General features: G+C 72.8%; 22 protein-coding genes and 1 pseudogene. 13 read left to right on the forward strand and 10 right to left on the reverse strand.

Going from position 1 to position 25,246, the window contains the following annotated elements; genetic code table 11:
* The first annotated feature begins 170 nt into the window (after positions 1-170).
* The 5 genes from AC3WSN_RS23755 (at position 171) to sorB (ending at position 6,712) form a co-directional block, all read left to right on the forward strand.
* Positions 171-1,568 carry a cytochrome P450 gene (locus AC3WSN_RS23755; RefSeq protein ID WP_492541336.1) on the forward strand — a complete coding sequence of 466 codons (1,398 nt, stop codon included), beginning with the start codon at positions 171-173 and terminating at the stop codon, positions 1,566-1,568.
* Positions 1,558-4,029 carry a putative bifunctional diguanylate cyclase/phosphodiesterase gene (locus tag AC3WSN_RS23760; protein ID WP_492541338.1) on the forward strand — a complete coding sequence of 824 codons (2,472 nt, stop codon included), beginning with the start codon at positions 1,558-1,560 and terminating at the stop codon, positions 4,027-4,029. Before AC3WSN_RS23755 ends, AC3WSN_RS23760 begins: the two co-directional genes overlap by 11 nt.
* Before the next feature lie 94 nt (positions 4,030-4,123).
* Positions 4,124-5,065 carry an NAD(P)-dependent oxidoreductase gene (locus AC3WSN_RS23765; protein ID WP_492541340.1) on the forward strand — a complete coding sequence of 314 codons (942 nt, stop codon included), beginning with the start codon at positions 4,124-4,126 and terminating at the stop codon, positions 5,063-5,065.
* Between the two features lie 97 nt (positions 5,066-5,162).
* Complete coding sequence (gene sorA, locus AC3WSN_RS23770) at positions 5,163-6,371, forward strand: SorA family sulfite dehydrogenase catalytic subunit (RefSeq protein WP_492541342.1); 1,209 nt, start codon at positions 5,163-5,165, stop codon at positions 6,369-6,371.
* A gap of 23 nt (positions 6,372-6,394) precedes the next feature.
* Positions 6,395-6,712, forward strand: a complete 318-nt coding sequence (gene sorB, locus AC3WSN_RS23775; RefSeq protein ID WP_492541344.1) for a SorB family sulfite dehydrogenase c-type cytochrome subunit — start codon at positions 6,395-6,397, stop codon at positions 6,710-6,712.
* A 28-nt stretch (positions 6,713-6,740) separates the two neighbouring features.
* On the opposite strand, the gene AC3WSN_RS23780 is transcribed toward sorB, so the two are convergent.
* From AC3WSN_RS23780 to AC3WSN_RS23810, 7 genes and pseudogenes are all read right to left on the reverse strand, one after another.
* Positions 6,741-6,980 carry a hypothetical protein gene (locus tag AC3WSN_RS23780; RefSeq protein WP_492541346.1) on the reverse strand — a complete coding sequence of 80 codons (240 nt, stop codon included), beginning with the start codon at positions 6,978-6,980 and terminating at the stop codon, positions 6,741-6,743.
* A 112-nt stretch (positions 6,981-7,092) separates the two neighbouring features.
* Positions 7,093-7,818, reverse strand: coding sequence for an adenylate/guanylate cyclase domain-containing protein (locus AC3WSN_RS23785; RefSeq protein ID WP_492541348.1), 726 nt, complete (start codon positions 7,816-7,818; stop codon positions 7,093-7,095).
* Positions 7,819-8,037: 219 nt separating this feature from the next.
* A pseudogene (locus AC3WSN_RS23790) lies at positions 8,038-9,430 on the reverse strand (TAXI family TRAP transporter solute-binding subunit).
* A gap of 12 nt (positions 9,431-9,442) precedes the next feature.
* The gene (locus AC3WSN_RS23795) at positions 9,443-10,378 is read right to left on the reverse strand and encodes a DMT family transporter (RefSeq protein ID WP_192709678.1); all 936 of its coding nucleotides are present in this window, start codon (positions 10,376-10,378) and stop codon (positions 9,443-9,445) included.
* Between the two features lie 29 nt (positions 10,379-10,407).
* Complete coding sequence (locus tag AC3WSN_RS23800; protein WP_492541350.1) at positions 10,408-11,676, reverse strand: arsenic transporter; 1,269 nt, start codon at positions 11,674-11,676, stop codon at positions 10,408-10,410.
* Positions 11,677-11,726: 50 nt separating this feature from the next.
* The gene (locus AC3WSN_RS23805; RefSeq protein ID WP_492541352.1) at positions 11,727-12,950 is read right to left on the reverse strand and encodes a metallophosphoesterase family protein; all 1,224 of its coding nucleotides are present in this window, start codon (positions 12,948-12,950) and stop codon (positions 11,727-11,729) included.
* Positions 12,951-13,279: 329 nt separating this feature from the next.
* Positions 13,280-13,471, reverse strand: coding sequence for a hypothetical protein (locus AC3WSN_RS23810; RefSeq protein WP_192709786.1), 192 nt, complete (start codon positions 13,469-13,471; stop codon positions 13,280-13,282).
* 154 nt (positions 13,472-13,625) lie between these two features.
* Between AC3WSN_RS23810 and AC3WSN_RS23815 the strand changes: the two genes are divergently transcribed.
* From AC3WSN_RS23815 to AC3WSN_RS23850, 8 genes are all read left to right on the forward strand, one after another.
* Positions 13,626-14,168 (forward strand): YeeE/YedE family protein, encoded by a 543-nt coding sequence (locus tag AC3WSN_RS23815; protein ID WP_492541354.1) that lies wholly within the window; start codon positions 13,626-13,628, stop codon positions 14,166-14,168.
* Positions 14,165-14,626, forward strand: coding sequence for a DUF6691 family protein (locus AC3WSN_RS23820; RefSeq protein WP_492541356.1), 462 nt, complete (start codon positions 14,165-14,167; stop codon positions 14,624-14,626). Before AC3WSN_RS23815 ends, AC3WSN_RS23820 begins: the two co-directional genes overlap by 4 nt.
* A 245-nt stretch (positions 14,627-14,871) precedes the next feature.
* Entirely contained in the window at positions 14,872-15,672 is an 801-nt protein-coding gene (locus tag AC3WSN_RS23825; RefSeq protein ID WP_192709673.1) for a MetQ/NlpA family ABC transporter substrate-binding protein, read from the forward strand.
* Positions 15,672-16,829 carry a methionine ABC transporter ATP-binding protein gene (locus tag AC3WSN_RS23830; protein ID WP_492543226.1) on the forward strand — a complete coding sequence of 386 codons (1,158 nt, stop codon included), beginning with the start codon at positions 15,672-15,674 and terminating at the stop codon, positions 16,827-16,829. The genes AC3WSN_RS23825 and AC3WSN_RS23830 overlap by 1 nt, the downstream gene beginning before the upstream one ends.
* Positions 16,830-16,877: 48 nt before the next feature.
* The gene (locus tag AC3WSN_RS23835; protein ID WP_492541359.1) at positions 16,878-17,531 is read left to right on the forward strand and encodes a methionine ABC transporter permease; all 654 of its coding nucleotides are present in this window, start codon (positions 16,878-16,880) and stop codon (positions 17,529-17,531) included.
* Positions 17,532-17,557: 26 nt separating this feature from the next.
* Positions 17,558-18,799, forward strand: coding sequence for an SfnB family sulfur acquisition oxidoreductase (locus AC3WSN_RS23840; protein ID WP_492541361.1), 1,242 nt, complete (start codon positions 17,558-17,560; stop codon positions 18,797-18,799).
* Positions 18,800-18,809: 10 nt separating this feature from the next.
* Positions 18,810-20,048: an SfnB family sulfur acquisition oxidoreductase gene (locus AC3WSN_RS23845; RefSeq protein ID WP_492541363.1), complete on the forward strand. Its 1,239-nt coding sequence runs from the start codon at positions 18,810-18,812 to the stop codon at positions 20,046-20,048.
* Positions 20,048-21,424: an LLM class flavin-dependent oxidoreductase gene (locus AC3WSN_RS23850; protein ID WP_492541365.1), complete on the forward strand. Its 1,377-nt coding sequence runs from the start codon at positions 20,048-20,050 to the stop codon at positions 21,422-21,424. The genes AC3WSN_RS23845 and AC3WSN_RS23850 overlap by 1 nt, the downstream gene beginning before the upstream one ends.
* On the opposite strand, the gene AC3WSN_RS23855 is transcribed toward AC3WSN_RS23850, so the two are convergent.
* The 3 genes from AC3WSN_RS23855 to AC3WSN_RS23865 form a co-directional block, all read right to left on the reverse strand.
* Positions 21,412-22,596 carry a transporter substrate-binding domain-containing protein gene (locus tag AC3WSN_RS23855; protein WP_492541367.1) on the reverse strand — a complete coding sequence of 395 codons (1,185 nt, stop codon included), beginning with the start codon at positions 22,594-22,596 and terminating at the stop codon, positions 21,412-21,414. The two genes, AC3WSN_RS23850 and AC3WSN_RS23855, sit on opposite strands and share 13 nt — an antisense overlap.
* Position 22,597: 1 nt before the next feature.
* Positions 22,598-23,653: a helix-turn-helix domain-containing protein gene (locus AC3WSN_RS23860; protein ID WP_492541369.1), complete on the reverse strand. Its 1,056-nt coding sequence runs from the start codon at positions 23,651-23,653 to the stop codon at positions 22,598-22,600.
* Positions 23,654-23,906: 253 nt separating this feature from the next.
* On the reverse strand, positions 23,907-25,244 hold the full coding sequence (locus tag AC3WSN_RS23865; RefSeq protein WP_492541371.1) for an LLM class flavin-dependent oxidoreductase: 1,338 nt from the start codon (positions 25,242-25,244) through the stop codon (positions 23,907-23,909).
* Positions 25,245-25,246 lie beyond the last annotated feature (2 nt).

Here is a 25,246-nt window from a genome sequence, read left to right on the forward strand (position 1 = left end):
GCGCGGCGGTGCGATTTCCGAACCTTCCGAGCCGCGCGCGATTGCGCAAGCGATCGGTAAGCACGGCGATGAATTCTCCGACCGGTCAGGGAACTCGGGCCCGGATGCTGGTCCGACCTGGGCCAAAATTTAACACTGGCACCCGATTCTGGTCCCGAGAGGATTTGGGAATGCCAGCTGTCGGAAGGTTCAGGGTCTGCGAGCCGGGCCAGACCCCGCTCGGGGAGGCCCTGGCCGAGGTGATGCTTCTGCCGTCGGTGCTCGCCACGATGCTGCGCAGCCTGATCGAGGCGTGGCCGCAGCAGATCTACACGCAGCCGCTGGTGACCACCCGCTTCCTCGGGCGGCGGACCACCTACGTGTGCAGCCCCGGCCAGATCCGCAGCCTGATGGTCGACCAGGCCGACGCCCTGGAGCGCGAGCCGTTCATGCTGCGCGCCCTCGCGCCCGCGCTCGGGGCCGGCGTCCTCACCGCGGATGGTCCACACTGGCGGGAGCAGCGCAGGACCGCGGTCCCGATGTTCCGGCCGGATCGCGTGCGCAGCTTCGTGCCGGCGATGGCCCGGGCCGCCGAGGCGACCCGGGCGCGCTGGCGCGGCGACACGCCGCCCGACGGGACCCGGGACATCCTGCGCGAGATGATGCGCACCACCTTCGACGTGATCGTCGCCACGATGGTGTCGGGCGACGATCGGCTGGAGGTCGAGCCGTTCGGCCGCGCGATGGACGCGTATCTCGGCCAGACCAGCTGGAAGATCGCCCTCGAGATGCTGCACGCGCCGGCCTGGGTCCCGCATCCGGGTGCGCGGGCGGGCGCGGCGGCGGCCCGCTACCTGCGCGCCGAAGTCGGCCGGACGATCGCGCGCCGCCGCGCCCGGGCCGAGCCCGGCGCCGACCTTCTCGGCCTCCTGCTCGAGGCACGGGATCCGGAGACCGGACAGCCCCTCGCCGACGCGAGCATCATCGACAACCTCCTGACCTTCGTCGCCGCCGGCCACGAGACCACGGCCCTCGCGCTGGCCTGGACGTTCCGGGTGCTGGCGGAGCACCCGGAGGTCGAGCGGCGCGTCCTCGCCGAGATGGCGGCCCTCGACGCGGACCTCGCCGCTGATCCCGAGGCCGCAGACCGGCTGCCCTACACCCGCCAGGTCCTCCTCGAGGTGATGCGCCTGTATCCGCCGGCCCCGTTGATCGTACGGCGGGCGAAGGCCCCGGTCCGCCTCGGAGACATGACGGTCCCGGCCGGGCAGTCGATCCACGTCCCCGTCTACGCCCTGCACCGGCACGCGCTGCTGTGGGACAGGCCGGAGCTGTTCGATCCGGACCGCTTCGCCCCCGGCCGGGCCGCGGCGCGCGACCGCTACGCCTACCTGCCGTTCGGGGCCGGCCCGCGGGTCTGCATCGGCATGAGCCTCGCCCTGACGGAATGCCTCGTCATCCTGGCGACGCTGCTGCCCGCCTTCCGCTTCGTGCCCGAGGCGGCCGAGATGCCGCGGGCGCAGTTCCGCGTGACGCTGAGGCCCGAGGGCGGCCTGCGGATGAGGGTCGTGCCGCGCCATGTTGACTGAACGCGCGCCCGGGCCAGACCGCGCGGCCGAAACCGCTCAGGCGGCCGGAACGGCTCAGGCGGCCGAGACGGCCGCCGCGCCGGTCGGTACGGCCCGGTCCCTGATCGACCGCATCCGCCGCCTCGACGCTGTCGCGGCCCTGCCGAGCCGCTACCGGCTGCAGGTCCGCGCCGGCCTCCTCGAGGAGACGCTGAAGCTCGCCACCTACTCGGCCGTCACGCACCTGATCATCGCGGCCGCCGTCGCGTATTTCTTCTGGACCTCGGCGCCGCAGGCCTACCTCCTCGGCCTGCTCGCCTGGGTCGCCGTGGTGATCGTCGCGGCGACCTATCTGACCTGGCGCTACCTGCGCACCTATTCCAGCGCCGTCTCGCCGGCCGGGGTCCTGTGGGGCTGCCGGATCTCCGGCGGCCTGGCCCTCGCCCTGGGCCTGGCCTGGGCGACCATGCCGGTGGTGCTGTTCGCCCCCGCCGACGCCGACGAGCGCCTGATCATCGTCGCCACCGCGGCGGGCCTGATCTCGGACGCCTACGTGGTCGGCCCGCTCCTGTCGGTCTCATACCTGTTCGCGATCCCGGTCATCCTCGGGAGCTTCGTCGGGCTGGCGCGGTGCGGGGAGCCGGTCGCGCTCAGCATCGGCTTCCTGCTCGTCGTCTACGCGCTCTTCGTGGTGGTGAGCGTGGGCCGCATGAGCCGCCTGTCGCGCCAGCGCATCCTGGACCGGGTGCGGGTCGAGGAGCAGAGCGAGACGATCGGCCTGCTGCTCAACGAGTTCGAGGCGGGCGCGAGCGACTGGCTCTGGGAGACTGACGCGACCGGACAGTTCCAGCACGTCTCCACCCGGATGGCGGAGGTGCTCGGCTGCCCGGTCGCGGTGCTTCAGCACAGCGCATTCGAGGCCCTGCTCGCCGGCAGAGGCGAGGCGCCCCCCGAGGCCGATCGCAGCGCCGAGCTCCTCGATCACCTCCGGCAGGGCCGCGCCTTCCACGAGCACCTCGTCGCCTTCCCCACGCCGGCCGGCCAGCGCTGGCTGCGGCTGAGCGGCAAGCCGTTCCTCGATCAGCGCGGGAGCCTCGCGGGCTTCCGGGGCGTCGGCTCGGACGTCACGCAGAGCCGCGAGGCGGAGGCGCACATCGCCTATCTGGCGACCCGGGACGCGCTGACCGGCCTGTCCAACCGGGTCATGTTCCACGAGGTCGCTTCCGAGGCCTGCGCGGCGGCCGTCTCGGAGGCGCAGGGCGCGCCGGTCAGCCTGCTCTACCTCGACCTCGACGGCTTCAAGACCGTCAACGACAGCGCGGGCCACGCTACGGGCGACGCCCTGCTGTGCCAAGTCGGCGAGCGCCTGCGCGTCCTGCTCCCGGCCGACGCCCAGGCGTTCCGTCTCGGCGGCGACGAGTTCGCGATCCTGCACCGCGGCCGGGATCCCGCGGCGGCGGAGGCCCTGGCCGAGGCCGCCATCGGCGCCCTGTGCGCGCCCTACCTGATCGACGGCGTCCGGGCGGAGATCGGCGTGAGCATCGGGATCGCGTGCGCGCCCGGGGATGCGGCCGCCCCGGCGGACCTGCTCCGCAAGGCCGACCTCGCGCTCTACAGCGCCAAGGAGGCCGGCAAGGGCCGCTGGCAGCGCTTCGACCGCAACCTGGAGCGCCGCGTCCAGCGCTGGCGCGAGCTCGACGAGGCGATGCGGGCGGGCCTCGAGAACGGCGAGATGGAGCTGCACTACCAGCCGCTGGTGAGCCTGCAGGACGGGCAGGTGGTCGGCTGCGAAGCGCTGCTGCGCTGGACGCGCGCCGGCCACGGCGCCGTCTCGCCTGCCGAGATGATCCCGATCGCCGAGAGCACGGGCTTCGTCATCACGATCGGGCGCTGGGCGCTGCGGCAGGCCTGCGCCGAGGCGCTGACCTGGCCGGCGCAGATGCGCGTGGCCGTCAACATCTCGTCGATCCATTTCCGGCTGCCCGACTTCTTCGCCGACGTCGAGGCCGTGCTGGCCGAGACCGGCCTCGCGCCGGAGCGCCTCGAGATCGAGATCACGGAATCGATCTTCCTCGCCAACACGCCGCACGTGCTCGACAACCTCCGCGCGCTGCGGGCGCTTGGCGTGCGCATCGCCCTCGACGATTTCGGGACGGGCTACTCGTCGCTGAGCTACCTGACGCAGTTTCCGGTCGACAAGATCAAGATCGACCGGGCCTTCGTCCGCGACCTGAGCAGCCGTCCGGAATGCCTGACGGTGATCGAGGCGATCATGGTCATCGCCCGCGACCTGCGCATCGACGTCACGGTGGAGGGCGTCGAGACGGAGCAGCAGGCGGCGCTTCTCCGGTCGCGGCGCTGCAACTCCGCGCAGGGCTTCCTGTACAGCCCGGCCCGTCCGCCCGGCGAGGTGCCGGGCCTGGTCGAGCGCATTCCCCGGGTGGCCCTGCAGGCGGAGCAGGCCGTGCGCGCGGTGGCCTGAGCCGCGGCCGCCTCTGTTCCATGTTGCTGTTCCACGGGGCCGCAAACCCCTGTAGCGGGTTGCGGCCACGCGAACCCGAGGAACCGAGCGCCGCATGCCCAAGGTCGTCATCAGCGAGTTCATGGACGAGGCGGCGATCGCCGCGGATCTCGCGGGCTTCGACACCCTGTACGATCCCGGCCTCGTCGACCGGCCCGACGTCCTCGCGGCGGTCCTGGGTGACGCCGACGCGCTGATCGTGCGCAACCGGACGCAGGTGCGCGGTCCGCTCCTCGCCGCCGCAGCGCGCCTCCGGGTGGTCGGGCGGCTCGGGGTCGGTCTCGACAACATCGATGTCCCGGCCTGCGAGGCGCGCGGCATCGCGGTCTATCCGGCGACGGGCGCCAATGACGGGGCGGTCGCCGAGTACGTGGTGGCGACCGCGATGCTGCTCCTGCGCGGGGCCTACGGGGCGAGCGCGGCGGTCGCTTCGGGCGCGTGGCCGCGCAATGCCCTGATGGGCCGCGAGATCGCCGGCAAGCGTCTCGGGCTCGTGGGCTTCGGATCGATCGCCCGGGAGACCGCCCGCCGCGCCGCCGCCCTCGGCATGGCGCTCGCGGCCCATGACCCGTTCGTCGCGGACGCGGATCCGGCCTGGACGCCCGCCTACGGTCCGGTGCAGCGGCGGGACCTCGCCACGCTGATCGCGGAGAGCGACGTGCTCTCCCTGCACGTCCCGCTCACTGCGGAGACCCGCGGCCTGATCGACGCGGCCGCCCTCGCGCGGATGCCCGCGGGTGCCGTGCTGATCAACGCGGCCCGGGGCGGCGTCGTCGACGCGGCCGCGGTGGCGGCGGCCCTGCGGTCAGGGCATCTCGGCGGCGCGGCCCTCGACGTGTTCGACCGCGAGCCCCTCGACGCCGCGGCCGGCGCCGCGTTCGCGGGGGTGCCGAACCTGATCCTCACGCCGCACATCGCCGGGGTGACGCAGGAATCGAACGTCCGGGTCTCGGCCGTGATCGCGGCGGCGGTGCGCCGACATCTCACGCAGGGCTGAACGCCCGGGATCTGGGCCTTTCGGCCGGCGCGGGGTATCCATCGGGACCGGCGCTGTGCGACCGCGAATTGCGGGGCCGGCCGGGAGGGAGCAGGGGATGACCGATCCGGCACGACGGGCCTTCCTGAGGAGCGCCGCCCTCGGTGTCCTGGCGGCGGGGAGCGGCCTGCGGCTCGCCCGGGCCGGGGAGGACGCGCACCTGCCCTTCGGCAACGGCGAGCGCCCGCTCGTCGCCTATCCGGGCAAGCGGCCGCTGCTGCAGACCACCGCCCGGCCACCCCAGCTGGAGACGCCGTTCGCGGTCTTCGACGAGGGCGCGATCACGCCCAACGACGCGTTCTTCGTCCGCTACCACCTCGCCGACATCCCCCTGGAGATCGATCCCGAGGCGTTCCGGCTGAATGTCGGCGGCCATGTGGAGCGCCCCGTCGCGCTGTCGCTCGCGGAGCTGAAGGCGCTGCCGGGCCGGACCGAGATCGTCGCGGTCAACCAGTGCTCGGGCAATTCACGTGGCTTCTTCGAGCCGCGCATGGCCGGCGGCCAGCTCGCCAACGGCGCCATGGGCTGCGCCCGCTGGACCGGAATCCCCCTGAAGAGCGTGCTCGACAGGGCCGGCGTGAAGGCCGGGGCCGTGCAGGTCGCGTTCAACGGGCTCGACCGCCCGGTCCTGCCGGAGACACCGGACTTCGCCAAGGCGCTGTCTCTCGACCAGGCCGGCGACGGTCAGGTGCTGCTCGCCTGGGGCATGAACGGCGCCGATCTGCCCTGGCTCAATGGCTACCCACTCCGCCTCGTAGTGCCGGGCTATTACGGGACCTACTGGGTCAAGCACCTCGACACTATCACGGTCTTGGACAAGCCGTTCGAGGGCTTCTTCATGAAGACCGCCTACCGCATCCCCGACAATCCCTGCGCCTGCACGGAGCCCGGCAAGGCCGCCGACAAGACCGTGCCGATCGGGCGCCTCAACGTGCGGTCGTTCCTGACCAACCTGACCGACGGCGCGCGCGTGGCCGCCGGGCCGGTCGCCCTGCGCGGCATCGCCTTCGACGGCGGCTCCGGCATCCGGACGGTCGAGGTCTCGGCCGACGACGGCGCCACCTGGACCCAGGCCGCGCTCGGCCAGGATCTCGGACCTTACGCGTTCCGGCCCTGGTCGCTCACCGCCGCGCTCGCGCCCGGCGCCCACGTGATCCGGGTGCGGGCCACCGCCCAGGACGGCAGCACCCAGCCGATGGCGTCCCGCTGGAACCCGTCCGGCTACATGCGCAACGGCGTCGAGACCACCCGGGTGCAGGCGGCATGACGGCGAACCGGAGGACAGACGGGATGCGTGCGCTTCTGCTCGGCGCGTTGATCGCGGGCCTGACCGCCGGCGCGGCCTGGGCCGCGCCACGGACCTACACGGTTCCGGACCCGACCGCGCAGTTGCGGGCGCCGAAGGACGGCAGCCTGGCCGCGGGCTACGAGGCCGCGCAGGCCAATTGCCAGACCTGCCACTCGGTGGATTACATCGCCACGCAGCCGCCCGGCCGCGGGACGGCGTTCTGGGACGCGGAGGTGGCCAAGATGATCAAGGCCTACCACGCCCCGATCGAGCAGGCCGATGCCGGCGCGATCGCCGCCTACCTGGCAGGGACGTACTGAGCGGGTCGAGCGACGGACGGGACGCGCGTCAGCGCAGCGCGAGCACCTGCGCCGCGTGGGCGGCGACGAATTGCACGGCCGGAAGATCGTAGGCGTAGACGCGGCCGGCCAGGATCGCCAGCGCCAGCGTCCAGAACACCGCACCGCCGACGCGCCGCGCCGTGCGGTCGCCGGCCGTGGTGGCCGGGCAGGCGCGCGCGACGCCGTCGGCGACGGGCTCGCCGAACGGATCGAAGGCCGGCGACTGGATTTCAGAGACGCTGCGCATGATCCGGAATGTCGCGCTCGGCACCCCCGTTCGCAATGGACGCGTCTTTCGTATTTCGCTGCGCGTAGAGATGCTTGTTCTCCGCCCAGACCAGACGGCAAACAGGTTCTTCTCAGGGCGGCGTTTCGATCGTCGGCAGCGGAAGATCCGCCCGACCGGCGCCCGGTCCGGCGGGCGTGTGGTAGGCCATGCGCGCGCGGCGTCCCCGCAGGGGCTCGCAGCTGACCTCGCGCCACGCCGCGGCCGGGGCTCCGGCCGCTCGCCGCGCCGCCTCCGAGACCAGGATCGGGACGCCGTGGAGCTTGGTCGCCTGTTCCAGGCGGGCGGCGACGTTGACGGCGTCGCCCAGCACGGTGAACTCGTAGCGCGCCGCCTCGCCGATGATCCCGCAGAACACCTCGCCGTAATGGACGCCGACGCCGATGCGCACGGCTTCCGTCGGCTCGGCCCGGTCGGTCCAGCGGGCGATCACCGCGACGAGGTCCTGGGCGAAGGCGAGGGTGCGGGCAGCATCGTCGGGGCCGGGCTCGGGCAGGCCGAACACCACCAGGGCCCCGTCGCCGATGAACTTGTCGACCACGCCGCCGTGCAGGCGGGCGAGGCGCGTCACCCGCCGCCGGAACGCGGACAGGAACTCGGAGAGCCGGTGTGGATCGAGGCTCTCGGCGAGGGTGGTCGAGCCGCGCATGTCGACGAACACGATGGCGGCCCGCTGTCGGCGGCCGGCCTTCAGGCTGCCGTCGCCGTCGGCGAGCCGCAGGACCGGTTCCTGCGGCAGGAACCGCGACAGCCGGTTGCGCCGGGTCGCCTCCCGCAGGGCCGAGGCGGCGAACAGCACGAACAGGACCGCGAGGCACGCCGCAGGCGGGCAACCCAGATCCGCTGGCCGTGCAGGATCTTGGCACGTCGGCGGGTCTGGATCCCGGGCTCCGCTGTGCGGCCCCGGGATGACGGCGGGACAGCATCGGTCGGGGCTGGCTCCAAAGGTTCGCGTTGCGCCGGCCGCAGAGGGCCGACAGGAGAACGCCCAGGCGTGTGACGTTCCGAGACGGCCGTCTCAGGCCCCGCCCGCGCCGTGCAGCCGGACGGATCGTCCGATCCGGGAACCGTCCGCGTGCGCCCGGCAATCCGCGATGGTCGCCCGAGCGGTGTCGATGGCGACCGCGGCAGCCGACATGGTCCGGGTGTCCGGCTCCCGCTCCCGGGCGTAGCGCACCACGTCCATGGCCAGGGCGTCGACCTCGGCATTGAGCGCCGCGATCGCCGCCGGGTCGCGCAGCGCCCGAGCCTGCCCGGCGATCTCCAGGAGCCGGTCCAGGAGCTCGTCGATGCGCTCGCGGCGAAGGCCGGCGAGGCGCTGCCGGATCCAGGCCAGCACCGAGACGAGGCCGCCCGCCAGGGCGCCGAGCAGGTAGAGCGTGTCGCCGTAGCGCTCGATGAAGCCGTGCTGGTCGCGCTCGTAATAGTCGATCGCGCCGGGATGGATCGGGATCCGGGCGCTCGTGGCCGCCACGGTCGTATCGTAGGCCGGGGCCTGGACGTACTCGGCGGCGTCCGTCGCCAGGGCGGCGGCGCTGCGCTTCTCGAAGAGCTGCTGGGTCACGTCGGCCGCCACGACGCGGCTCAAGGAAGCCCGGGCCATCAGCCGGTACGAGGCGCCCACGGTCTTCACGTCGTCGGCCGGCAGCTTCGGGCGGCCGCCGAACAGGCCGCCCGGAACGATGACCGCCTGGAGCCGCGGGAAGCGCTCGATGACGGCGCCGTCATCCTCCACGGCGACGAACGCCACCTTGCCGCCGCGGGCGACGCCCTGCACGGCCGAGACCAGGGCCAGCGCCTTCGGCGCCGAGGGCGCGATGATGCTGACGAAGGCGTCGATCCGCCGCTCGCGGAAGGCGCCGGCCACCGCCTCCTGGTCGACCGGGACCAGCAGGACCGTCGAATCCCGGGCCGGGCCGGCGGCCTCCTCCAGGGTGAGGCCGTAATAGCCGAGGAGATTCCGGAGCAGCCAGAGATCGGCGTCCCGGTGCGCCGCGATGCCGAGCCGCTTGCCGGCGAGCTTCGGGAAGCTCGTGATCCCGGCCTGCTCGGGCGAGGCGATGATCATCGCCTGGTCGCGCAGGATCGCCAGGGTCAGGCCGTTGGTCGGCAGCAGCACGTCGGGGCGGACCACCGCGAGGTCGGCGCGCCCGTCCTGCAGGGCGGCGGCGCTCTCGCGCACGTCGTCGAAGGACAGGATCCTCAGGCGGACATTCTCGTGGGCGGTATCGAGCGCGTCCGCGTAGGCCTTGATCAGGCCGGGCTCGGTGCCGTCGCGGGGGGGCGACCGCGATGGTCAGGACCGTCGCCTGGAGCAGGACCCAGGCCGCGACCCCGCCCGCGCCCAGGAGGGCCGCGCCCGCCAGGAGCAGGATTTCCCGGCGCAGGAGCCAGGCGGGGAGGGTCGCCATCGGCCAGGGCGCTCAGAACAGCGAGATCAGCACGATGCCGCCGACCATCAGGGCGGCGCCGATCAGGCGCGGCGGGCCGGCCTTGACCTGCTTCATGCCGAACCAGCCGAAATGGTCGAGCGCCACCGAGGTCAGGAGGTTGGCGGTGATGAGCAGGCCGTTGAACGCGCCGGCCCCGACCTTGTCGACGAAGAGCAGCCCGGCGAAGACCGCCACCGCCCCGGTGATCCCGGCGAGGGGCATCCACCAGCGGACGCCCGCGATGTCGTCCCGGGTCGGCAGCGGCGAAGGCCGCAGCAGGAACATCAGCGCGAACACGAACACGACCGGCACGAACGACACGGTCGCGGCGAGCCAGGGATTCTCCAGGGCGCCGCGGAGCTGCGCGTTCCAGACCACGCCGATCGCCATCAGGGCGCCGGCCACGAGGATGAACGGGTAGAGCAGCTTGCCCGACATGCCGTGCCCCTCGCCGTGCCCCTCGCCGCCCGCGCTCTTGCCCCCTGAGCGCGCGATGAAGGTCACGCCCACCGCCATCAGCAGGCCGCCGAGCCAGGGCATCGGCTTGAAGCCCGCGGCCTGGAGGCCGAACAGGCCGAGCGCGTCCATGGCCAGGGAGGTGAGGATGTTGGCGGTGAGCGTCAGGCCGTTGAACGGCCCGGCGCCGACCTTGTCGATGAAGGCGAGGCCGCCGAACACCGCCACCGCGCCGGCCAAGCCCCCCAGCGGCGCGTACCAGGGCATCTTGCTCAAGCTGTCGAGACTCGGCAGCGGCGTCGGCATCGTGAGGAACAGGGTCGTGAACACGAAGACGATCGGCAGGAACGACACCGTCGCGGCGAGCCACGGATTGACCATGCGGCCGCGCAGCTGCGCGTTCATGGCGTTGCCGATCGCCTGCAGCGCGCCCGCCACCAGGATGAAGGGATAGAGGAGGGCAGCCGTCACGCGCGGACCTTGGGTTTGCGGGAAAAGGGTCAGACGAGGAGCAGGCCGGCGAGCGCCAGCGCGAGGGCCGGCGGCATCACCAGCAGGCCGAGCTTGAGGAAGGTCCAGGCGCCGACATCCTGGCCCTCGCGGCGGATGGCGGTGAGCCAGAGGATCGTCGCGAGCGAGCCCGTCACCGACAGGTTCGGACCGAGGTCGACGCCGATCAGGATCGCGCCCGCCACCTTCTCGGGCACGTGGGCGGTCTGCACGGCGGCGCCCGCGATCAGCCCGGCCGGCAGGTTGTTGACGAGGTTGCACAGCACCGCGACCAGGCCGCCCGCTCCCCAGGCGGTGGCCTCCGGGGCGGCGTGGGCGTAACCCTTGAGGAGGTCCGCCAGCATCGCCAGCACGCCGGTCTTCTCCAGGGCCTCCACCAGGACGAACAGCCCGGCCACTAGCGGCAGCACGCTCCACGACACGTCCTTGGCGACCTCCACGAGGCCGCCGCGCTTGAGCAGCAGCACGACGATCGTGGTGGCGAGGCCCGCCACGAAAGTCGGCAGGCCGAGGTCGAGGCCGAGCGCCGAGGCGCCGATCAGCACGCCGCCGGTCGCCACGATGCCCAAGCCCGCCACGAGGCCGGTGCGGGACAGCGACACGGCCTCGACGTCGGTGGCGACCTGCTGGCCGCGCAGGGTCTTCGCCTGGGTCAGCCGCAGCACCGCGTAGGTCGTCCCGATAGCGAGAACCGAGGGCAGGGCGAACAGGCCGAGCCAGCGCACCAGCGGCGGCATGTGCTCGGCGAAGACCACGAGGTTGGCCGGGTTCGAGATCGGCAGCACGAAGCTCGCCGCGTTGGCGATGAAGGCGCAGATGAACAGGTAGGGGAGGGGGTTCTCCACCCTGGCGGCCTTGGTGGCCGCGTAGACGGCGGGCGTGAGCACCACCGCGCAGGCGTCGTTCGACAGGAACACCGTGACGACCGTGCCGACGAGGTAGACCAGGGTGAACAGCCGCGTCGCCGAGCCCTTGGCGGCCCGGACCGCGATCGAGGCCAGCCAGTCGAACAGGCCCTCCTTCCGGGCGACCTCCGACATCAGCATCATGCCGACGAGGAACAGGTAGACGTCGGTCCCCTTCAGCACGCCGTCCCAGGCGGTGGCGGGGGCGAGCAGGCCGAGGGCGACGAGCGCCCCTGCGCCGAGCACGGCCCAGATCGCCTCCGGCCAGGAGAACGGCCGCACGATGACGCCGAGCGTCGCGAGCGCGGCGATGGCCCAGGTGGCGATGTTGGGGGTCAGCGTCAGCGCGCCCATCGGGTCCGGTGATCCTCTGTCGGGTTGGTTGGTGCGGGGGTGTAGCGCGTCTACCAGTCCCGGCCATTGCGGTTCGGGCCGAGCTGGTCGCCGCGCAGGCCCTTCTCGGGCCAAGCGGGCAGGCGGAACGCATCGCTGCCGGGGCGCGCGTGCGGGGGCGGTGGCACGAAGCTCCGGCCCACGGGCTCGATCACCTCGGTATCGGCGGGGCCGGTGCCGTCCGTCGCCGTGACGGCGAGGCGGTGCGCGCCCTCCCGCCAGGGGATGCGGGCGTGGACCGTGCGGGGCCCGTCCGGCACCATCGGGTGGGCCGGGCCGCCATCGACGCGCAGATGGCAGCGCCACGTGTCCTGCGGCCTCTCCGACAGCACGAGGGCGCGCACGGTGATCGTGCCGTCGGGGTCATCGAGGGGGGCGGTGGCGAGGCGCCGGTCGGCCGGGCTCGTGATCATCACGAAGGGCAGCGCCCGGTCGAGGGGCTTGAAGCGCCAGCTCGTGACCGGCCCGTCGATCGCGGCGACCGCGTAGCCCACCGAGCCGTCCTCGTTCTGGCCGACCGAGCGGGCCGCCGCGTAGAGGGTGCGGCCATCCGGGGCGAGCTCGTTGTAGTGGGTGTGGCCCATTTCCACGAGGCGCACGCCGTGGTGGCGGATCAGGCCGGCGAGCGCTTCCCGCTCGTCGGGCACGCAGAGGTCGTCCGGATAGGTGTGGACGAAGACCGCGCAGGGCAGGCCCTCGCGCTCGGCCCGGGCCAGCTCCTCGCCGAGCCAAGCGAGCTGGCGGGGGCCGAGCCGGAAATCAAGGCCGAACCCCTTCTCGCCGTAGCCGGCGCTGATCATGTCGAGGAACAGGCAGCGCACGCCCGCGATGGTCTCGGCGTAGTAGGATTGGGTGACGGGGGCCGGATCGCGCGGGCGCGGCAGGTCGTGGCGGCGCGCCGCGTGGCCGCCGCCGCGGCGGCTGCCGGCGATCGCCGCGAACAGGGCGTCGAAATCCGTCATCGTGCCGTGCTGGCGGTCGTGGTCGCCGGCGATCAGGCGCACCGGCAGGTCCGGATGCGCGTCGACGGCCGCGCGCAGGAGCGCGTACTGCTCCGCCCGGCCATCCTCGGCGAGGTCGCCGGGGAGATAGGTGAAGTCGAGCAGGCCCCGGCCGTGCAGGCCCGACACCTCCGCGAGGATCGCCCGCAGGTCGGCGACGTGGCGGTCATCGGCACCCGCCAGGTGGAGGTCGCCGACATGCGCGAACGCGAAGACGCCGTGGCGGGCCGTCATGGTGCGCCCGCGCGCGCACGCCGCCCGCTCGCTCTGCGGTTCCCTTCAGCCATCGTGCCCCCCGGGACAGACGCGTCCGCCCCGGCCGGGGATCGGCCGCATTGGTCGCGACCGGCCCGACGTTTCGGACGGGGCCAAGTTCCGGCCTGCCTGGGAGGCACGCGGGCGGACGGGCCTAACTTTTCGTGATCGGGGCCGCACCAGAGGGTCAGCAGCCGGAAGTGTCGGGAAAGCAGACACCCTCTGTCGTCTGGCGCGACAGATCGCGGGATCTTGGGCCGCGCCCGGCCGGATCTTGCCGCGCGCGGCCGGAGACTTCCGGCGGCGCGTCAGTGCACGCGGCGGAACAGGTCCGGCAGGTAGCGCTCCAGGGTCTCGTGTCCCTCGAACTTCACATCCACGGTGGCGGCGTCGCCGCCCTGGCGGTGGATGCCCACGACCCGGCCGCGGGCATGGCGCCAGATCCCCAGGATCTCGGCGAGGTCGAGCCGCTCGAACACGACCTCGTCGCCCTGCGCCACGCCCAGAGCCGGTCGCTCCCAAGCGTCGCGGGTCCGCCGCGGGGGCGCCCGATCGTCCCGGGAAAGCTCTTCCCCGGGCTCCAAGGTCGAGGAGAAGGTTTCGTTCGCGGAGTGCTCGCGGAAGAGCATGATCTTCACTAAGCCATTGCGAGGAATGAGTAATTGCAGGTCCAAAACGATCCGGCAAGACTTGTTCCGGCGTTTCCGGAGCGCTACCACGTCGCATCCGGCCGCCGCGGCGGCCGAGCGCGTCTCGATCCTGCGAGTCGCGATCCGGGGACGTGCGATGGCCACCTATCTCCCCGCCCTGGCGGGCGGCCTGCTGATCGGCCTGTCGGCCACGCTGCTGCTCCTGCTGAACGGCCGGATCGCGGGGATCAGCGGGCTCGTCGCCGGAATCGGCCGCCCGGGCGCGCGCCGCTGGACCGACGCCGCGTTCCTGCTCGGCCTCGCCCTCGGGCCGCCGCTCTTCGCTCTGCTCGCCGGCCACTGGCCGCAGATGCGCATCGCGGCCGGTCTGCCGGTCCTGACGCTGGCCGGCCTGCTGGTCGGCTTCGGCACGCGGCTGGGGTCCGGCTGCACCTCCGGCCACGGCGTCTGCGGCCTCGCGCGCCTGTCGCCGCGCTCGATCGTGGCGGTGCTGGTCTTCCTCGCCACCGGAATGCTGACGGTCGCGGCCGTCCGGGGGCTGGCGTGAGCGCGGCCCTCCGCATCCTCGTGGCCCTGGCGTCCGGGCTGCTCTTCGGCCTTGGCCTCGCGCTCTCGGGGATGCTCGACCCGGCGCGCGTACGCGGCTTCCTCGACGTGGCGGGCGCCTGGGATCCGAGCCTCGTCTTCGTCCTCGGGGGCGCCGTCACGGTCTCGGGTCTGGGCTACCGCCTGAGCCGGCGCCGCGCCCGGCCGGTGCTCGCGACCCGGTTCGACTGGCCGGCCAAGCGCCGGATCGACGCGCCGCTCGTTGCCGGTGCGGCCCTGTTCGGGATCGGCTGGGGGCTCTCGGGCTTCTGCCCCGGCCCGGCCGTCGCGGCGCTCTCCACGGGGGCGAGCCAGGTCCTCGTCTTCGTCGCCGCCATGCTCGCCGGGATGGCCCTCCACGATCTCGGACGCGGGGTCGCGGGGCGCAAGGATGCGCCGCACGGACGCGCCCCGGCCTGAGCCGGACGCCGGAAGCATTCCGATTTCCGATACAGGCCGGCCAGAGATCAAACATCCCATTCGATCGGTATCTTTGGAATGTCGGCGCCGGCGCCCGTGATCTAAACCTCAGCGCTGAAGATCAGCTGAGTGCACCGGCCGCCATCGACTTGAGGAGCGATCCCCGGATGGCGTCCGCCTGCGGGATCGGTGCCGTCCGATCGGTGCGGGACCCGAGCCCCGTCACGAGACCAGAGTCCTGCCCGATGAAGTTCCTGCCCGTCCTCGCCGCCCTGGGGCTCGCCCTCGGCACAGTCTCCGCCCGGGCCGAGACCCTGAAGATCGGCACCGTCCCCGGCGCCTACAGCGACGCCGCCAACGTGGCGGCCCGGGAGGCCAAGGCCGAGGGGCTCGATGTCCAGGTCATCGAGTTCAGCGACTGGACGACGCCGAACGTTGCGCTGGACGCCGGCGATGTCGACGTGAACTTCTTCCAGCACCGGCCCTTCATGGAGAACGCCGCGAAGCAGAAGGGCTACCAGTTCGCGATCGTCGGCCTCGGGATCCTGCAGAACATCGGCCTGTACTCCCTGAGGCATAAGAGCTTCGACGCGATCCCGGTGGGCGGCTCGGTGGCGATCGCCAACGATCCGGTGAACCAGGGCCGCGCCCTGCTGCTCCTCCAGAAGGCCGGGCTGATCAAGCTTAAGGACGGGGTCGGCTTCCTCGGCACCCTCGACGACATCACCGAGAACCCGAAGAAGCTGAAATTCACCGAGGTCGAGGGGCCGCAGCTCGTGCGGATCACCCGCGACGTCGACCTCGCGCAGGGCTACCCGCACTTCATCGTGGCGTCCGGCAGCTTCGACCCGACCAGCGGCCTGATCTATTCCGGCATCGAGGACAAGCTCTTCGCCGTCAGCTTCGTCACCAAGGCGTCTCGCAAGGACGACCCGGCCATCGCCAAGTTCGTCAAGCTGTTCCAGAGCTCGGAAGCCGTGAAGCAGCAAATCCGCAAGTCCTTCGCCAACAGCGACAAGCTGTACGTGCTGGCGTGGCAGAACTGATGGTCGGCCTCGTCTTCGACAGTCTGCGCGATCCGGCCGGACGGGTCGCCCTCGGACCGCGGAACCCGAGCGCCGCCCTGGCTCCCGCAAGCGTGACGCCGCCGCCCGGCCGGGCCGCCGGCACGGTGCGGTTCGAGGCGGTCTCCAAGACCTATCCGTCCGCCGCCGGCCCGGTCCGGGCCCTCGACGGCGTCGACCTCGACATCCCCGCCGGGGCAATCTTCGGCATCATCGGCCGCTCGGGGGCGGGCAAGTCGAGCCTGCTGCGGACCGTCAACCGGCTGGAGATACCGAGTTCTGGCCGGGTGCTGGTCGACGGCGCGCCGATCGACGCCCTCGATACGGACGGGCTCGTGACCCTGCGCCGCCGCATCGGCATGATCTTCCAGCACTTCAACCTGCTGGCGGCCAAGACCGTCCGACAGAACGTGGCGCTGCCGCTGGCCGTGGCCGGCTTCCCCAAGGCCGAGATCGGCCGGCGGGTCGCGGAGGCGCTGCGCCTCGTCGGGCTGGAGGACAAGGCCGACGCCTACCCGTCGCGGCTCTCCGGCGGGCAGAAGCAGCGGGTCGGCATCGCCCGGGCGCTGGTGAGCAACCCCGAGATCCTGCTCTGCGACGAGGCGACCTCCGCCCTCGATCCGGAGACGACGCTGGCGATCCTGGATCTGCTGCGCGACATCAACCGGAGGCTGGGGATCACCATCGTGCTGATCACCCACGAGATGAGCGTGATCCGCGAGATCTGCAGCGACGTGGTTGTTCTGGAGGCGGGCCGGGTGGTCGAGACCGGGCCGGTCTGGCGCGTCTTCGGGGCGCCCGAGCACCCCACCACCCGGGCGCTCCTCGAACCGCTGACCCGCGGCCTGCCGGCGGACCTTGCGGCCCGGCTGCAGCCGCACCCGGCGCCCGGCGGGTCGGCGATCCTGCAGGTCACCTATTCCGGGCAGGGCGCGCCCGATCTCTCGGGCCTGGCGGCCGCCGCCGGTGCGCCGGTGCGGCTCCTCCAGGCCGGCATCGAGCGGATCCAGGGCCACGCGGTCGGCCGGATCCTGGTCGCCGTCGCAAGCGAGGATCCGGGCGTGGAGGGGCGGCTGCGGGCGCTCGGCGGGAGCGTCGAGCGGCTGGGCTACGCCGGCTCGGACTTCGAAGCGGAGTGAGTCCGCGACAGCGGCCGCCCGATAACCGTCTCGACCCGGAGCCTCGCCATGACCCCGCAGATGATCGACCGCCTCTGGCAGGCCTTCCTGGACACGCTGTTCATGGTCGGGGTCTCGGCCGGGATCGCGGTGCTGGCCGGCATCCCGCTGGCGCTGTTCCTCGTCACCTCCGGCCCTGAGGGCATCTTCCCGGCGCCGCGGGCCAACCGGGTGGTCGGGACCCTGGTCAACGGCTTCCGGGCGGTGCCGTTCATCGTGCTGCTGGTGGCGCTGATCCCGTTCACCCGGCTGGTGGCCGGCACCACGATCGGCGTCTGGGCGGCGATCGTGCCGCTCTCGGTGAGCGCCACCCCGTTCTTCGCCCGGATCGCCGAGGTGTCGCTGCGCGAGGTCGATGCCGGCCTGATCGAGGCGGCCCAGTCCATCGGCTGCCGGCGCCGGCACATCCTCGCCCACGTGCTCCTGCCCGAGGCGCTGCCCGGCATCGTCGGCGGCTTCACCATCACGGTGGTGTCGATGATCGGCGCCTCCGCGATGGCCGGGGCGGTGGGCGCGGGCGGGCTCGGCGACGTCGCCATCCGGTACGGCTACCAGCGCTTCGACACCACCGTGATGAGCGTCGTGATCGCGATCCTGATCGCCCTCGTCTGCCTCGTGCAGCTCGTGGGCGACACCGCGGTGCGGCGCCTCCGGGCCCGCTGACGGACTCGGTTCGAGGCGCTCCGGCCATGATTCTGCATCTGGACGATCCCGCCCCCGAAGCCGCGGGGGACCGGCTTCCGCCGCCTTCGCCCCCGCACCGGATCCGCTCCGACGCCGAGGCGCTCGCGGCCGCCCGCGCGGTGGCCCGGGTCTTCGCCGCGGGCGCGGCGGAGCGCGACCGCGACCGGCGCCTGCCCTGGGCGGAGATCGCGGCGTTCACGGAGAGCGGGCTCGGCGGAATCACGGTGCCGCGGGCCCATGGCGGGGCGGAGGTCTCGTACGCGACGCTCGCCGAGGTGTTCGCGATCCTCGCCGAGGCCGACGGCTCGGCGGCGCAGATCCCCCAGAACCAGTTCGGCGTGCTGGCCCTGGTCGCGTTCGCCGCAAGTCCCGACCAGAAGGCGCGGATCTTTCGCGACGTGCTCGCCGGCTACCGGATCGGCAATGCCGGACCCGCCCGCAACGGCAAGGCGATCACCCATGTGGAGACGCGCCTGACCGCCGGGCCGGAGGGGCCGCGCCTGACCGGCACGCGCTTCTACTCGACCGGCGCGCTCTTCGCTCATTGGATCCCGACCCGCGCGGTCGATCCCGCCGGCCGGCCGCTCGTGGTCTTCGTCCGCCGGGACGCCCCCGGGGTGCGGGTCGTGGACGATTGGCAGGGCTTCGGCCAGCGCACCACGGCGAGCGGCACGGTGGTGTTCGAGGATGCGCCCGTCGAGGCGGATCTCACCCTGGACCTCGCGCCGCTGGCCGACCGGCCGGGCCTGTTCGGTCCGGTCTCGCAGCTGATCCAGGCGGCGATCGATGCCGGCCTCGCCCGGGGCGCGGTCGCCGCTGCCCTCGACTTCCTGCGCACCCGGACGCGGCCCTATCCGTTCACCGCCGAGACCGTCGCGGAGGATCCCCACATCCTCGGCGAGATCGGGCGGCTCACGGTCGACCTGCACGCCGCCGAGGAGGTTCTGGCCCGCGCCGGACGGAGTCTGGACCGGATCGCCGCCGCGCCCGTCACCGCGCAGAGCTCGGCCGAGGCCTCCGTGGCGGTGGCGCAGGCCAAGATCCTCACCACCGAGGTGGCCCTGGAGGCCTCCGAGCGGCTCCTCGAGCTCGCCGGCGCCTCGGCGACCCGCGAGGCCGACAATCTCGGCCGGTTCTGGCGCGACGCCCGGGTCCATACCCTCCACGATCCCGTCCGCTGGAAATATCACCTCCTCGGCAACTACGCCCTGAACGGCGTGCTGCCGGCCCGGCACCAGTGGAACTGAGGACCGGGCCATGCCGCTCCAGCCGCACGAGACCGCGTTCACGCGGACGCCCGCGCCGCCGCGCCCGGTACCGGTGATCGCCGACGCCGCGTCGGCGCTGGCGATCGCCGACACGCTGGCCTCCGACTTCGCCGAGGCCGCCGTCGAACGCGACCGCGAGCGCCGCCTGCCCTTCGCCGAGATCGAGCGCTTCACCGAATCCGGCCTCTGGGCGATCTCGGTGCCGACGGAATACGGCGGCCCCGGCCTCGACAGCGCCACGGTCGCCCAGGTGATCGCCCGGATCTCCGCGGCGGACGGGTCGCTCGGCCAGATCCCGCAGAACCACTTCTACGCCCTGGAGGTGCTCCGCAACGGCGGCACCGAGGCCCAGAAGCGCGACCTCTACGGCCGCGTCTTGGCGGGCGAGCGCTTCGGCAACGCGCTCGCCGAGATCGGTTCGCGCGACCACACCCGCCGCACGCGGCTCGTGCGCGATCCCAAGGGCTGGATTGTCGAGGGCCGCAAATTCTATTGCACCGGCTCGCTCTACGCCCACCGCATCCCGACCCTGGTCAACGCCGAGGAGGCGGGGCGAGAGGTCGCCTACCTGGTCTTCATCCCCCGGGATGCGCCCGGCGTGACCCTGGTCGACGACTGGGACGGGTTCGGCCAGCGCGTCACCGGCTCGGGCTCGATCCTGTTCGAGCGGGTCGCCGTGGAGCCCGACTGGGTGGTGCCGTTCCAGGCCTCGCTGGAGCGGCCGACCGCCATCGGTCCCTTCGCGCAGATCCTGCATGCCGGGATCGATCTCGGCATCGGCACGGGCGCCTTCTCGGCGACGCTGCCCTTCGTGCGCGATCGCGCCCGGCCGTGGATCGATTCCGGGGTCACGCGGGCGAGCGAGGATCCCCTGACCCTGCACGCGCTCGGCGACGTCCAGGTGCGCCTCGCGGCGGCCGACGCCCTGCTGGCGCGGGCCGGCCGCTTCGTCGACGCCGCGCAGGCAGCCCCCGACGCCGAGCGCGTCGCGGCGGCCTCCGTGGCGGTGGCGGAGGCCCGGGCCGCGAGCCACCGGGCCGGGCTTCTCGCCGCCAACAAGCTCCTCGAACTCGGCGGCACCTCCGCCACCGACCGGGCCGAGGCGCTCGACCGCTACTGGCGCAACGTCCGCACCCACACCCTGCACGATCCGGTGCGCTGGAAGTACCACTGGATCGGCGCCTACCACCTCGACGGCCGGCATCCGCCCCGGCACGGAGCGCTCTGATGGCCCTCGCAAAGAAGCAGATCCTGTTGAACGCCTTCAACATGACCTGCGTGGGCCACATCAACCACGGGCTCTGGACCCACCCGCGCGACCGCTCGGCCGCGTACAACACGCTGTCCTACTGGACCGAGCAGGCGAAGCTCCTGGAGCGCGGCCTGTTCGACGGCCTGTTCATCGCCGACATCATCGGCGTCTACGACATCTACGGCGGCGGCATAGACGTCACCGCCCGGGAGGCCGTGCAGCTCCCGGTCAACGACCCGACCGTGATGATCTCCGCCATGGCGGCGGTGACCGAGCATCTCGGCTTCGGGGTGACGATCAACGTCCACCAGGAGGCGCCCTACACCTTCGCCCGGCGCCTCTCGACCCTCGACCACCTGACCGGCGGCCGGATCGGCTGGAACATCGTCACCGGCTATCTCGACAGCGCCCATCGCGGCCAGAGCGGCGGCACGTTGCCGGCGCACGACCGGCGCTACGACTACGCCGACGAGTATCTGGAGGTGCTGTACCGGCTCTGGGAGGGCAGCTGGGACGACGCGGCCGTACGCCGGGACCGGGCGGCCCGGGTGTTCAGCGATCCCGCCCATATCCGCAAGGTCTCCCACCGGGGCGAGTTCTTCTCGGTCGAGGGCTACCACCTGTCGGAGCCGTCGCCCCAGCGCACGCCGGTCCTCTACCAGGCCGGCGCCTCGGGCCGCGGCCGGGCCTTCGCGGGGCGTCACGCCGAATGCGTGTTCATCTCGGCCCGCGACCCGGCCACCGCCCGCGAATCCGTTCGCGCCATCCGGGCCGAGGCGGTCGCCGCCGGCCGGAATCCCGACGACGTGAAGGTGTTCGTCGGCCTCGCGGTCATCCCCGGACGGACGCGGGCGGAGGCCGAGGCGAAGCGGGACGAATACCTGTCCTACGCGAGCCCGGAGGCGGGGCTGGCGCATTTCTCGGCCTCCACGGGGATCGATTTCGCCCGCTACGGCCTCGACGAGCCGATCCCCTACGCGCCGGGCAACGCCATCCAGTCGGCTACCGCGGCGGCGGCCAAGCGCGGCCTGACCAAGCGCGACCTCCTGGCCGAGCTGCAGCTCGGCAGCCGCTACGCGGTGCTCACCGGCGACGCCGTGACGATCGCCGACGAACTCCAGGCCTGGATCGAAGAGGGCGAGGTCGACGGCTTCAATCTCAGCCGGATCGTCGTGCCGGAAAGCTTCTCGGATTTCATCGACATCGTGATTCCGGAGCTGCAGGACCGCGGCCTCTACAAGACCGCCTATGCCGAAGGCGCGCTGCGGGCGAAGCTGTTCGGCGCGGGCGACCGGCTGCCCGCGCGCCACCCCGCGGACGCCTTCCGCCCCGGGGTGGTTCAGCGGGACTGAGCCTCGCCGCTCTCGGAGCCGAACCACCGGCCGTAAATTTCGTCGTAGCGGCCATCCTCCCGCAGGGCGAGGAGGGCCCGGTTCACGCGCTTGCGGCGCGGGTCGTTGGCCGCGAACAGGATGCCGTAGGCCTGCCGGTTGAAGGCCGGTCCGATCAGACGCACCGGCGCGTGGTCGGCCTGCGTCGCGTAATAGGCCAGCGCCGGGGCATCGTAGACCACTGCGGCGACGGTCCCGGCCTCCAGCGCCGCGCAGGCCTCCTCCAGGCTCGCGAAGGCCACCGGCGTGGCGAAGTGGTCCGCCAGATAGGCGACCGACGTGGTGTCGGCGACGGTGCCCACCCGCTTGCCCGGCAGGTCCTGCGGCCCGTTGATGGCGCCGCGCAGGCGCTCCACCGTCGCGGTGCTGGTCAGGCCGGCCGTGAACCACGCCACCAGGGCGATGCAGGCGAACAGCCAGAGGACGGTGATCGCCCGCGCCGCGGGACTGCGGGGCATCTCCTCCGCCTGTGCGCCGAGGCTGCTCAGGGCCCACCACAGCGTGTAGGCGAAGCCGCGCCCGGGCTGTGCCTGCGCCACCATGCCCGCCGGATGGCGCCGCTCCAGCCACCAGACGAGGGCGGCCACCGCCAGGATGAGCGCACCGATCCCCAGGACGACCTGGAGGAAGGCGGCGTCGCCCAGGAGCGCCCAGAGGGCCCGTCCCGTGGCCGATCCCGTGGAATCCGGGGCCGCCCGGACGGCGATCCGCAGGCCGGTCTCCAGCATGGTCACCGAGAAGTCGAACCGCTGCTCGCGCTCCGCGGTGATCGAGACGGCCGCGATCGCCACGTCCGCCCGGCCTGCCGACAGGGCGTCGAACAGCGCGGGCAGGTTGTCGACGCGCCGGTACTCCGTCCGGACCCCCAGATCCTTGGCGATCGCGTTCCAGAGATCGATGCTGAACCCGCGCAGCCGGCCGCCCTCGTCCATGACCAGCGGCGGGACCGGATGGGTCGCGACCCGCCACGTCTCGGGGCTCCCGGTGCGGAGGGCGAGGGGTGCTTCGCGCGGCGTCTCCCCGGGCTCGGCCCGGCAGGCGCGGGCATCGAGCAGCAGGGCCGCGGCGGCCAGGCACAGGGACAGCCGCAGGGCCAGCAGGCATGCGGGAATCGACCGGTGAGGGGCCCGCACGTCAGAGGCTCTCGATCCAGTTGCGCAGGACGGCCGCCGACGCCCGGTCCGGCTCTGCGTCCGCGCGGTGCGGGGCGTCGCTCGGGATGAAGCCGAACCGGCGCTTGAACGCGCGCCGGAAGGTCCGCTCGTCCGAGAATCCGACGGCGTAGGCGACCTGCGCGATGCGCAGCGGGCGGGGCGCGTCGTCCCGGACGAGCATCCGCATCGCGGCCATCAGGCGGCGGTCGCGGATATAGGCGACGATGCCGTTCGGCGCGAACAGGCGGTACAGCGTCGAGCGCGACAGGCCCAGGCGGCCGGCGATCAGCGCGGGTGTCAGCTTCGGGTTGCCCAGTTCGGCCTCGATGAGGCGGCGCAGACGGATGCGGACGTCCTGATGCTCGGTCGGGCGGCCCTGCTCCTGGCCGCGCAGCCAGCTCGCGCAGAGCTGGGTGATCGCCGCCGCGGCCGACAGCGCCTCGCGCCGGTCCAGCAGGTCGCCGCACGCGACGACGTTGGCGACGAAGTTGTGGACCAGCCGGCCGAACGGGTCGCCGTCGTGATCGAGGGGGTGGCCGTGCAGGGCGTCCGGGTGGCAGCCCTGCTGCTCCAGGAGGGCGCGCGGGATCACGACGTTGGTGGCATCGACGGCCTCCGCGACGATGCGCACGGGCTGGGCGAGGTCGAAGACGATGCACTGCACCTCGGTGACCGGTCCGGCGCGGCTGTCCGTCTCCACGACGCTCCGCCCCCGGCGGTAGAACTGGAGAAGGATGTGGTCGATGCCCTGCTGGTGGATCATCGCCTCGGTTCGGACCAGGGTGTGGGCCGGCGCGATCACGTCGCCGACGAGGAGGTCGCCGAGGTTGTAGCTGCGCATCGCGATCGGGACGGTGAGATCGGTCTCGGGCCGGAAGCTGCCCGCGAAGACCGGCGCGAGATGGTCCTGCCAGGCCCGGCCGAGCGCCTCCGGATCCTCGGGCGGCTCGAACCGCAGGCAGGCGACCGCGCCGCCGGCGGCTTCGTCGCCGGACGAGGCGGCGTCGGCAGGGCGGCTTGTCGCGTCGGACGGCATACGGTCAGCCTGAATGCGTGTTCTGATCGCGACCGCTGACGAGGCGTGGGAAGCGAGATCGCGCCGCGGCGCGGCGCGATTCGTTCGGTCCGGATGTTAGCCCCGGCCGGGCGGAGGGTCATCCGCTCCCACGGCGCGCGAGGCGGCTGTACACGGTCCTTTGCCGTGTCGGTGCGCGCGACCGGGCGCCGCCATCGTCCGGACGGACAGCCGGCGTGGAGGCTTCTTCCCTCCCGGGGCGGCCTCAGGCGTGTCAGGCGGAGAGCGAGGCCGCGCCGACCGCGTAGCGGCGTGCCGGCCGGTCCAGGCCGAGATGGTCGCGCAGGGTCGCGCCCGCGTAGTCGCGCCGGAACAGGCCGCGGCGCTGGAGGATCGGCACCACCGCGTCCACGAAGGTCTCCAGCCCGTCCGGCAGCACGTCCGGCATCAGGTTGAAGCCGTCGGCCGCGCCGGCCCGGAACCACGCCTCGATGTCGTCGGCGATCGCCTCCGGCGTGCCCGCGACGATGCGGTGGCCGACGCCCCCGCCCAGTGCCCGCAGGAGTTGGCGCACCGTCAGCCCGTCCCGCCGGGCGAGCGCGACCGTGCCGAGGAACATCGTGTGGTTGGCGTCGGGCGGGAGCGGCAGCGGGTCGGGCAGCGGCTTGTCGAGATCGAGCCGTGCCGGATCGATCCGCAGCGTCCCAGCGAGCCGCGCGAGGCTGTACGCCTCCGGCACCAGATCCCAGAGCTCCTCCTGCCGGCGACGCGCCTCGGCCTCCGTGGCGCCGATCACCGTGGCGAGGCCGGGCAGGATGACGAGGGCATCCGGCCCGCGTCCGTAGCGCGCCGCTCGCGCGCGCAGGTCCCGGGCATAGGCCGCCCCGTCCTCGATGGTCTGGGCCAGCGAGAACACCGCGTCGGCGGTGGCGGCGGCGAGCTCGCGCCCGTCCTCCGAGCCGCCCGCCTGGAAGGTCACCGGGCGCCCTTGCAGGCTGCGCGGCACGGTCAGCGGCCCCTCGACGGCGTAATGCGCGCCGCGGTGGCGGACGGCGTGGACCTTCCCGGTGTCGACGAACCGGCCGACCGCCTTGTCGCCGACGAACGCGTCGTCCTCCCAGCTGTCCCACAGGGCGTGGACCAGCTCGGTGAATTCCCGGGCCCGGGCGTAGCGCGCCCCGTGCTCGGACGCCCCTGCGAAGCCGAAATTGCGGCCCGCGGCGGCGTCGGCGGTGGTCACCACGTTCCAGCCGGCCCGGCCGCGGCTGACCATGTCCAGGCTCGCGAAGCGGCGGGCGAGATTGTACGGCTCGTTGTAGGTCGTCGAGGCGGTGGCCACGAGGCCGACATGGCTGGTCGCCGCCGCCACGCTGGCCAGCACCACCGTGGGTTCGAGGGCGTTGAACGGCCGGTAGTCGATCCGGTCGTTGATCGCCGGCGTGTCGGCCAGGAAGATCGCGTCGAGCTTGCCCCGCTCCGCGATGCGGGCGACGCGCACGAAATGGTCGATGTCGATGAAGGCGTCTGGCCGGCTGTCCGGCAGTCGCCACGCGGACGGGTAGACGCCCGAATGCAGCAGGTTGACGTTGAGATGCAGCGTGCGTCCGCTCATCG

Source organism: Methylobacterium sp. FW102-HT35C08, from assembly GCF_058790235.1.

Excerpts from the sequence above, each read along its gene's own strand:
- AC3WSN_RS23755 (WP_492541336.1), top strand. The coding sequence starts at position 171 with ATGCCAGCTGTCGGAAGGTTCAGGGTCTGCGAGCCGGGCCAGACCCCG.
- AC3WSN_RS23760 (WP_492541338.1), top strand. The coding sequence starts at position 1,558 with ATGTTGACTGAACGCGCGCCCGGGCCAGACCGCGCGGCCGAAACCGCT.
- AC3WSN_RS23765 (WP_492541340.1), top strand. The coding sequence starts at position 4,124 with ATGCCCAAGGTCGTCATCAGCGAGTTCATGGACGAGGCGGCGATCGCC.
- sorA (WP_492541342.1), top strand. The coding sequence starts at position 5,163 with ATGACCGATCCGGCACGACGGGCCTTCCTGAGGAGCGCCGCCCTCGGT.
- sorB (WP_492541344.1), top strand. The coding sequence starts at position 6,395 with ATGCGTGCGCTTCTGCTCGGCGCGTTGATCGCGGGCCTGACCGCCGGC.
- AC3WSN_RS23780 (WP_492541346.1), bottom strand. The coding sequence starts at position 6,980 with ATGCGCAGCGTCTCTGAAATCCAGTCGCCGGCCTTCGATCCGTTCGGC.
- AC3WSN_RS23800 (WP_492541350.1), bottom strand. The coding sequence starts at position 11,676 with ATGGGCGCGCTGACGCTGACCCCCAACATCGCCACCTGGGCCATCGCC.
- AC3WSN_RS23805 (WP_492541352.1), bottom strand. The coding sequence starts at position 12,950 with ATGACGGCCCGCCACGGCGTCTTCGCGTTCGCGCATGTCGGCGACCTC.
- AC3WSN_RS23815 (WP_492541354.1), top strand. The coding sequence starts at position 13,626 with ATGAGTAATTGCAGGTCCAAAACGATCCGGCAAGACTTGTTCCGGCGT.
- AC3WSN_RS23825 (WP_192709673.1), top strand. The coding sequence starts at position 14,872 with ATGAAGTTCCTGCCCGTCCTCGCCGCCCTGGGGCTCGCCCTCGGCACA.
- AC3WSN_RS23830 (WP_492543226.1), top strand. The coding sequence starts at position 15,672 with ATGGTCGGCCTCGTCTTCGACAGTCTGCGCGATCCGGCCGGACGGGTC.
- AC3WSN_RS23835 (WP_492541359.1), top strand. The coding sequence starts at position 16,878 with ATGACCCCGCAGATGATCGACCGCCTCTGGCAGGCCTTCCTGGACACG.
- AC3WSN_RS23840 (WP_492541361.1), top strand. The coding sequence starts at position 17,558 with ATGATTCTGCATCTGGACGATCCCGCCCCCGAAGCCGCGGGGGACCGG.
- AC3WSN_RS23845 (WP_492541363.1), top strand. The coding sequence starts at position 18,810 with ATGCCGCTCCAGCCGCACGAGACCGCGTTCACGCGGACGCCCGCGCCG.
- AC3WSN_RS23850 (WP_492541365.1), top strand. The coding sequence starts at position 20,048 with ATGGCCCTCGCAAAGAAGCAGATCCTGTTGAACGCCTTCAACATGACC.
- AC3WSN_RS23860 (WP_492541369.1), bottom strand. The coding sequence starts at position 23,653 with ATGCCGTCCGACGCGACAAGCCGCCCTGCCGACGCCGCCTCGTCCGGC.
- AC3WSN_RS23865 (WP_492541371.1), bottom strand. The coding sequence starts at position 25,244 with ATGAGCGGACGCACGCTGCATCTCAACGTCAACCTGCTGCATTCGGGC.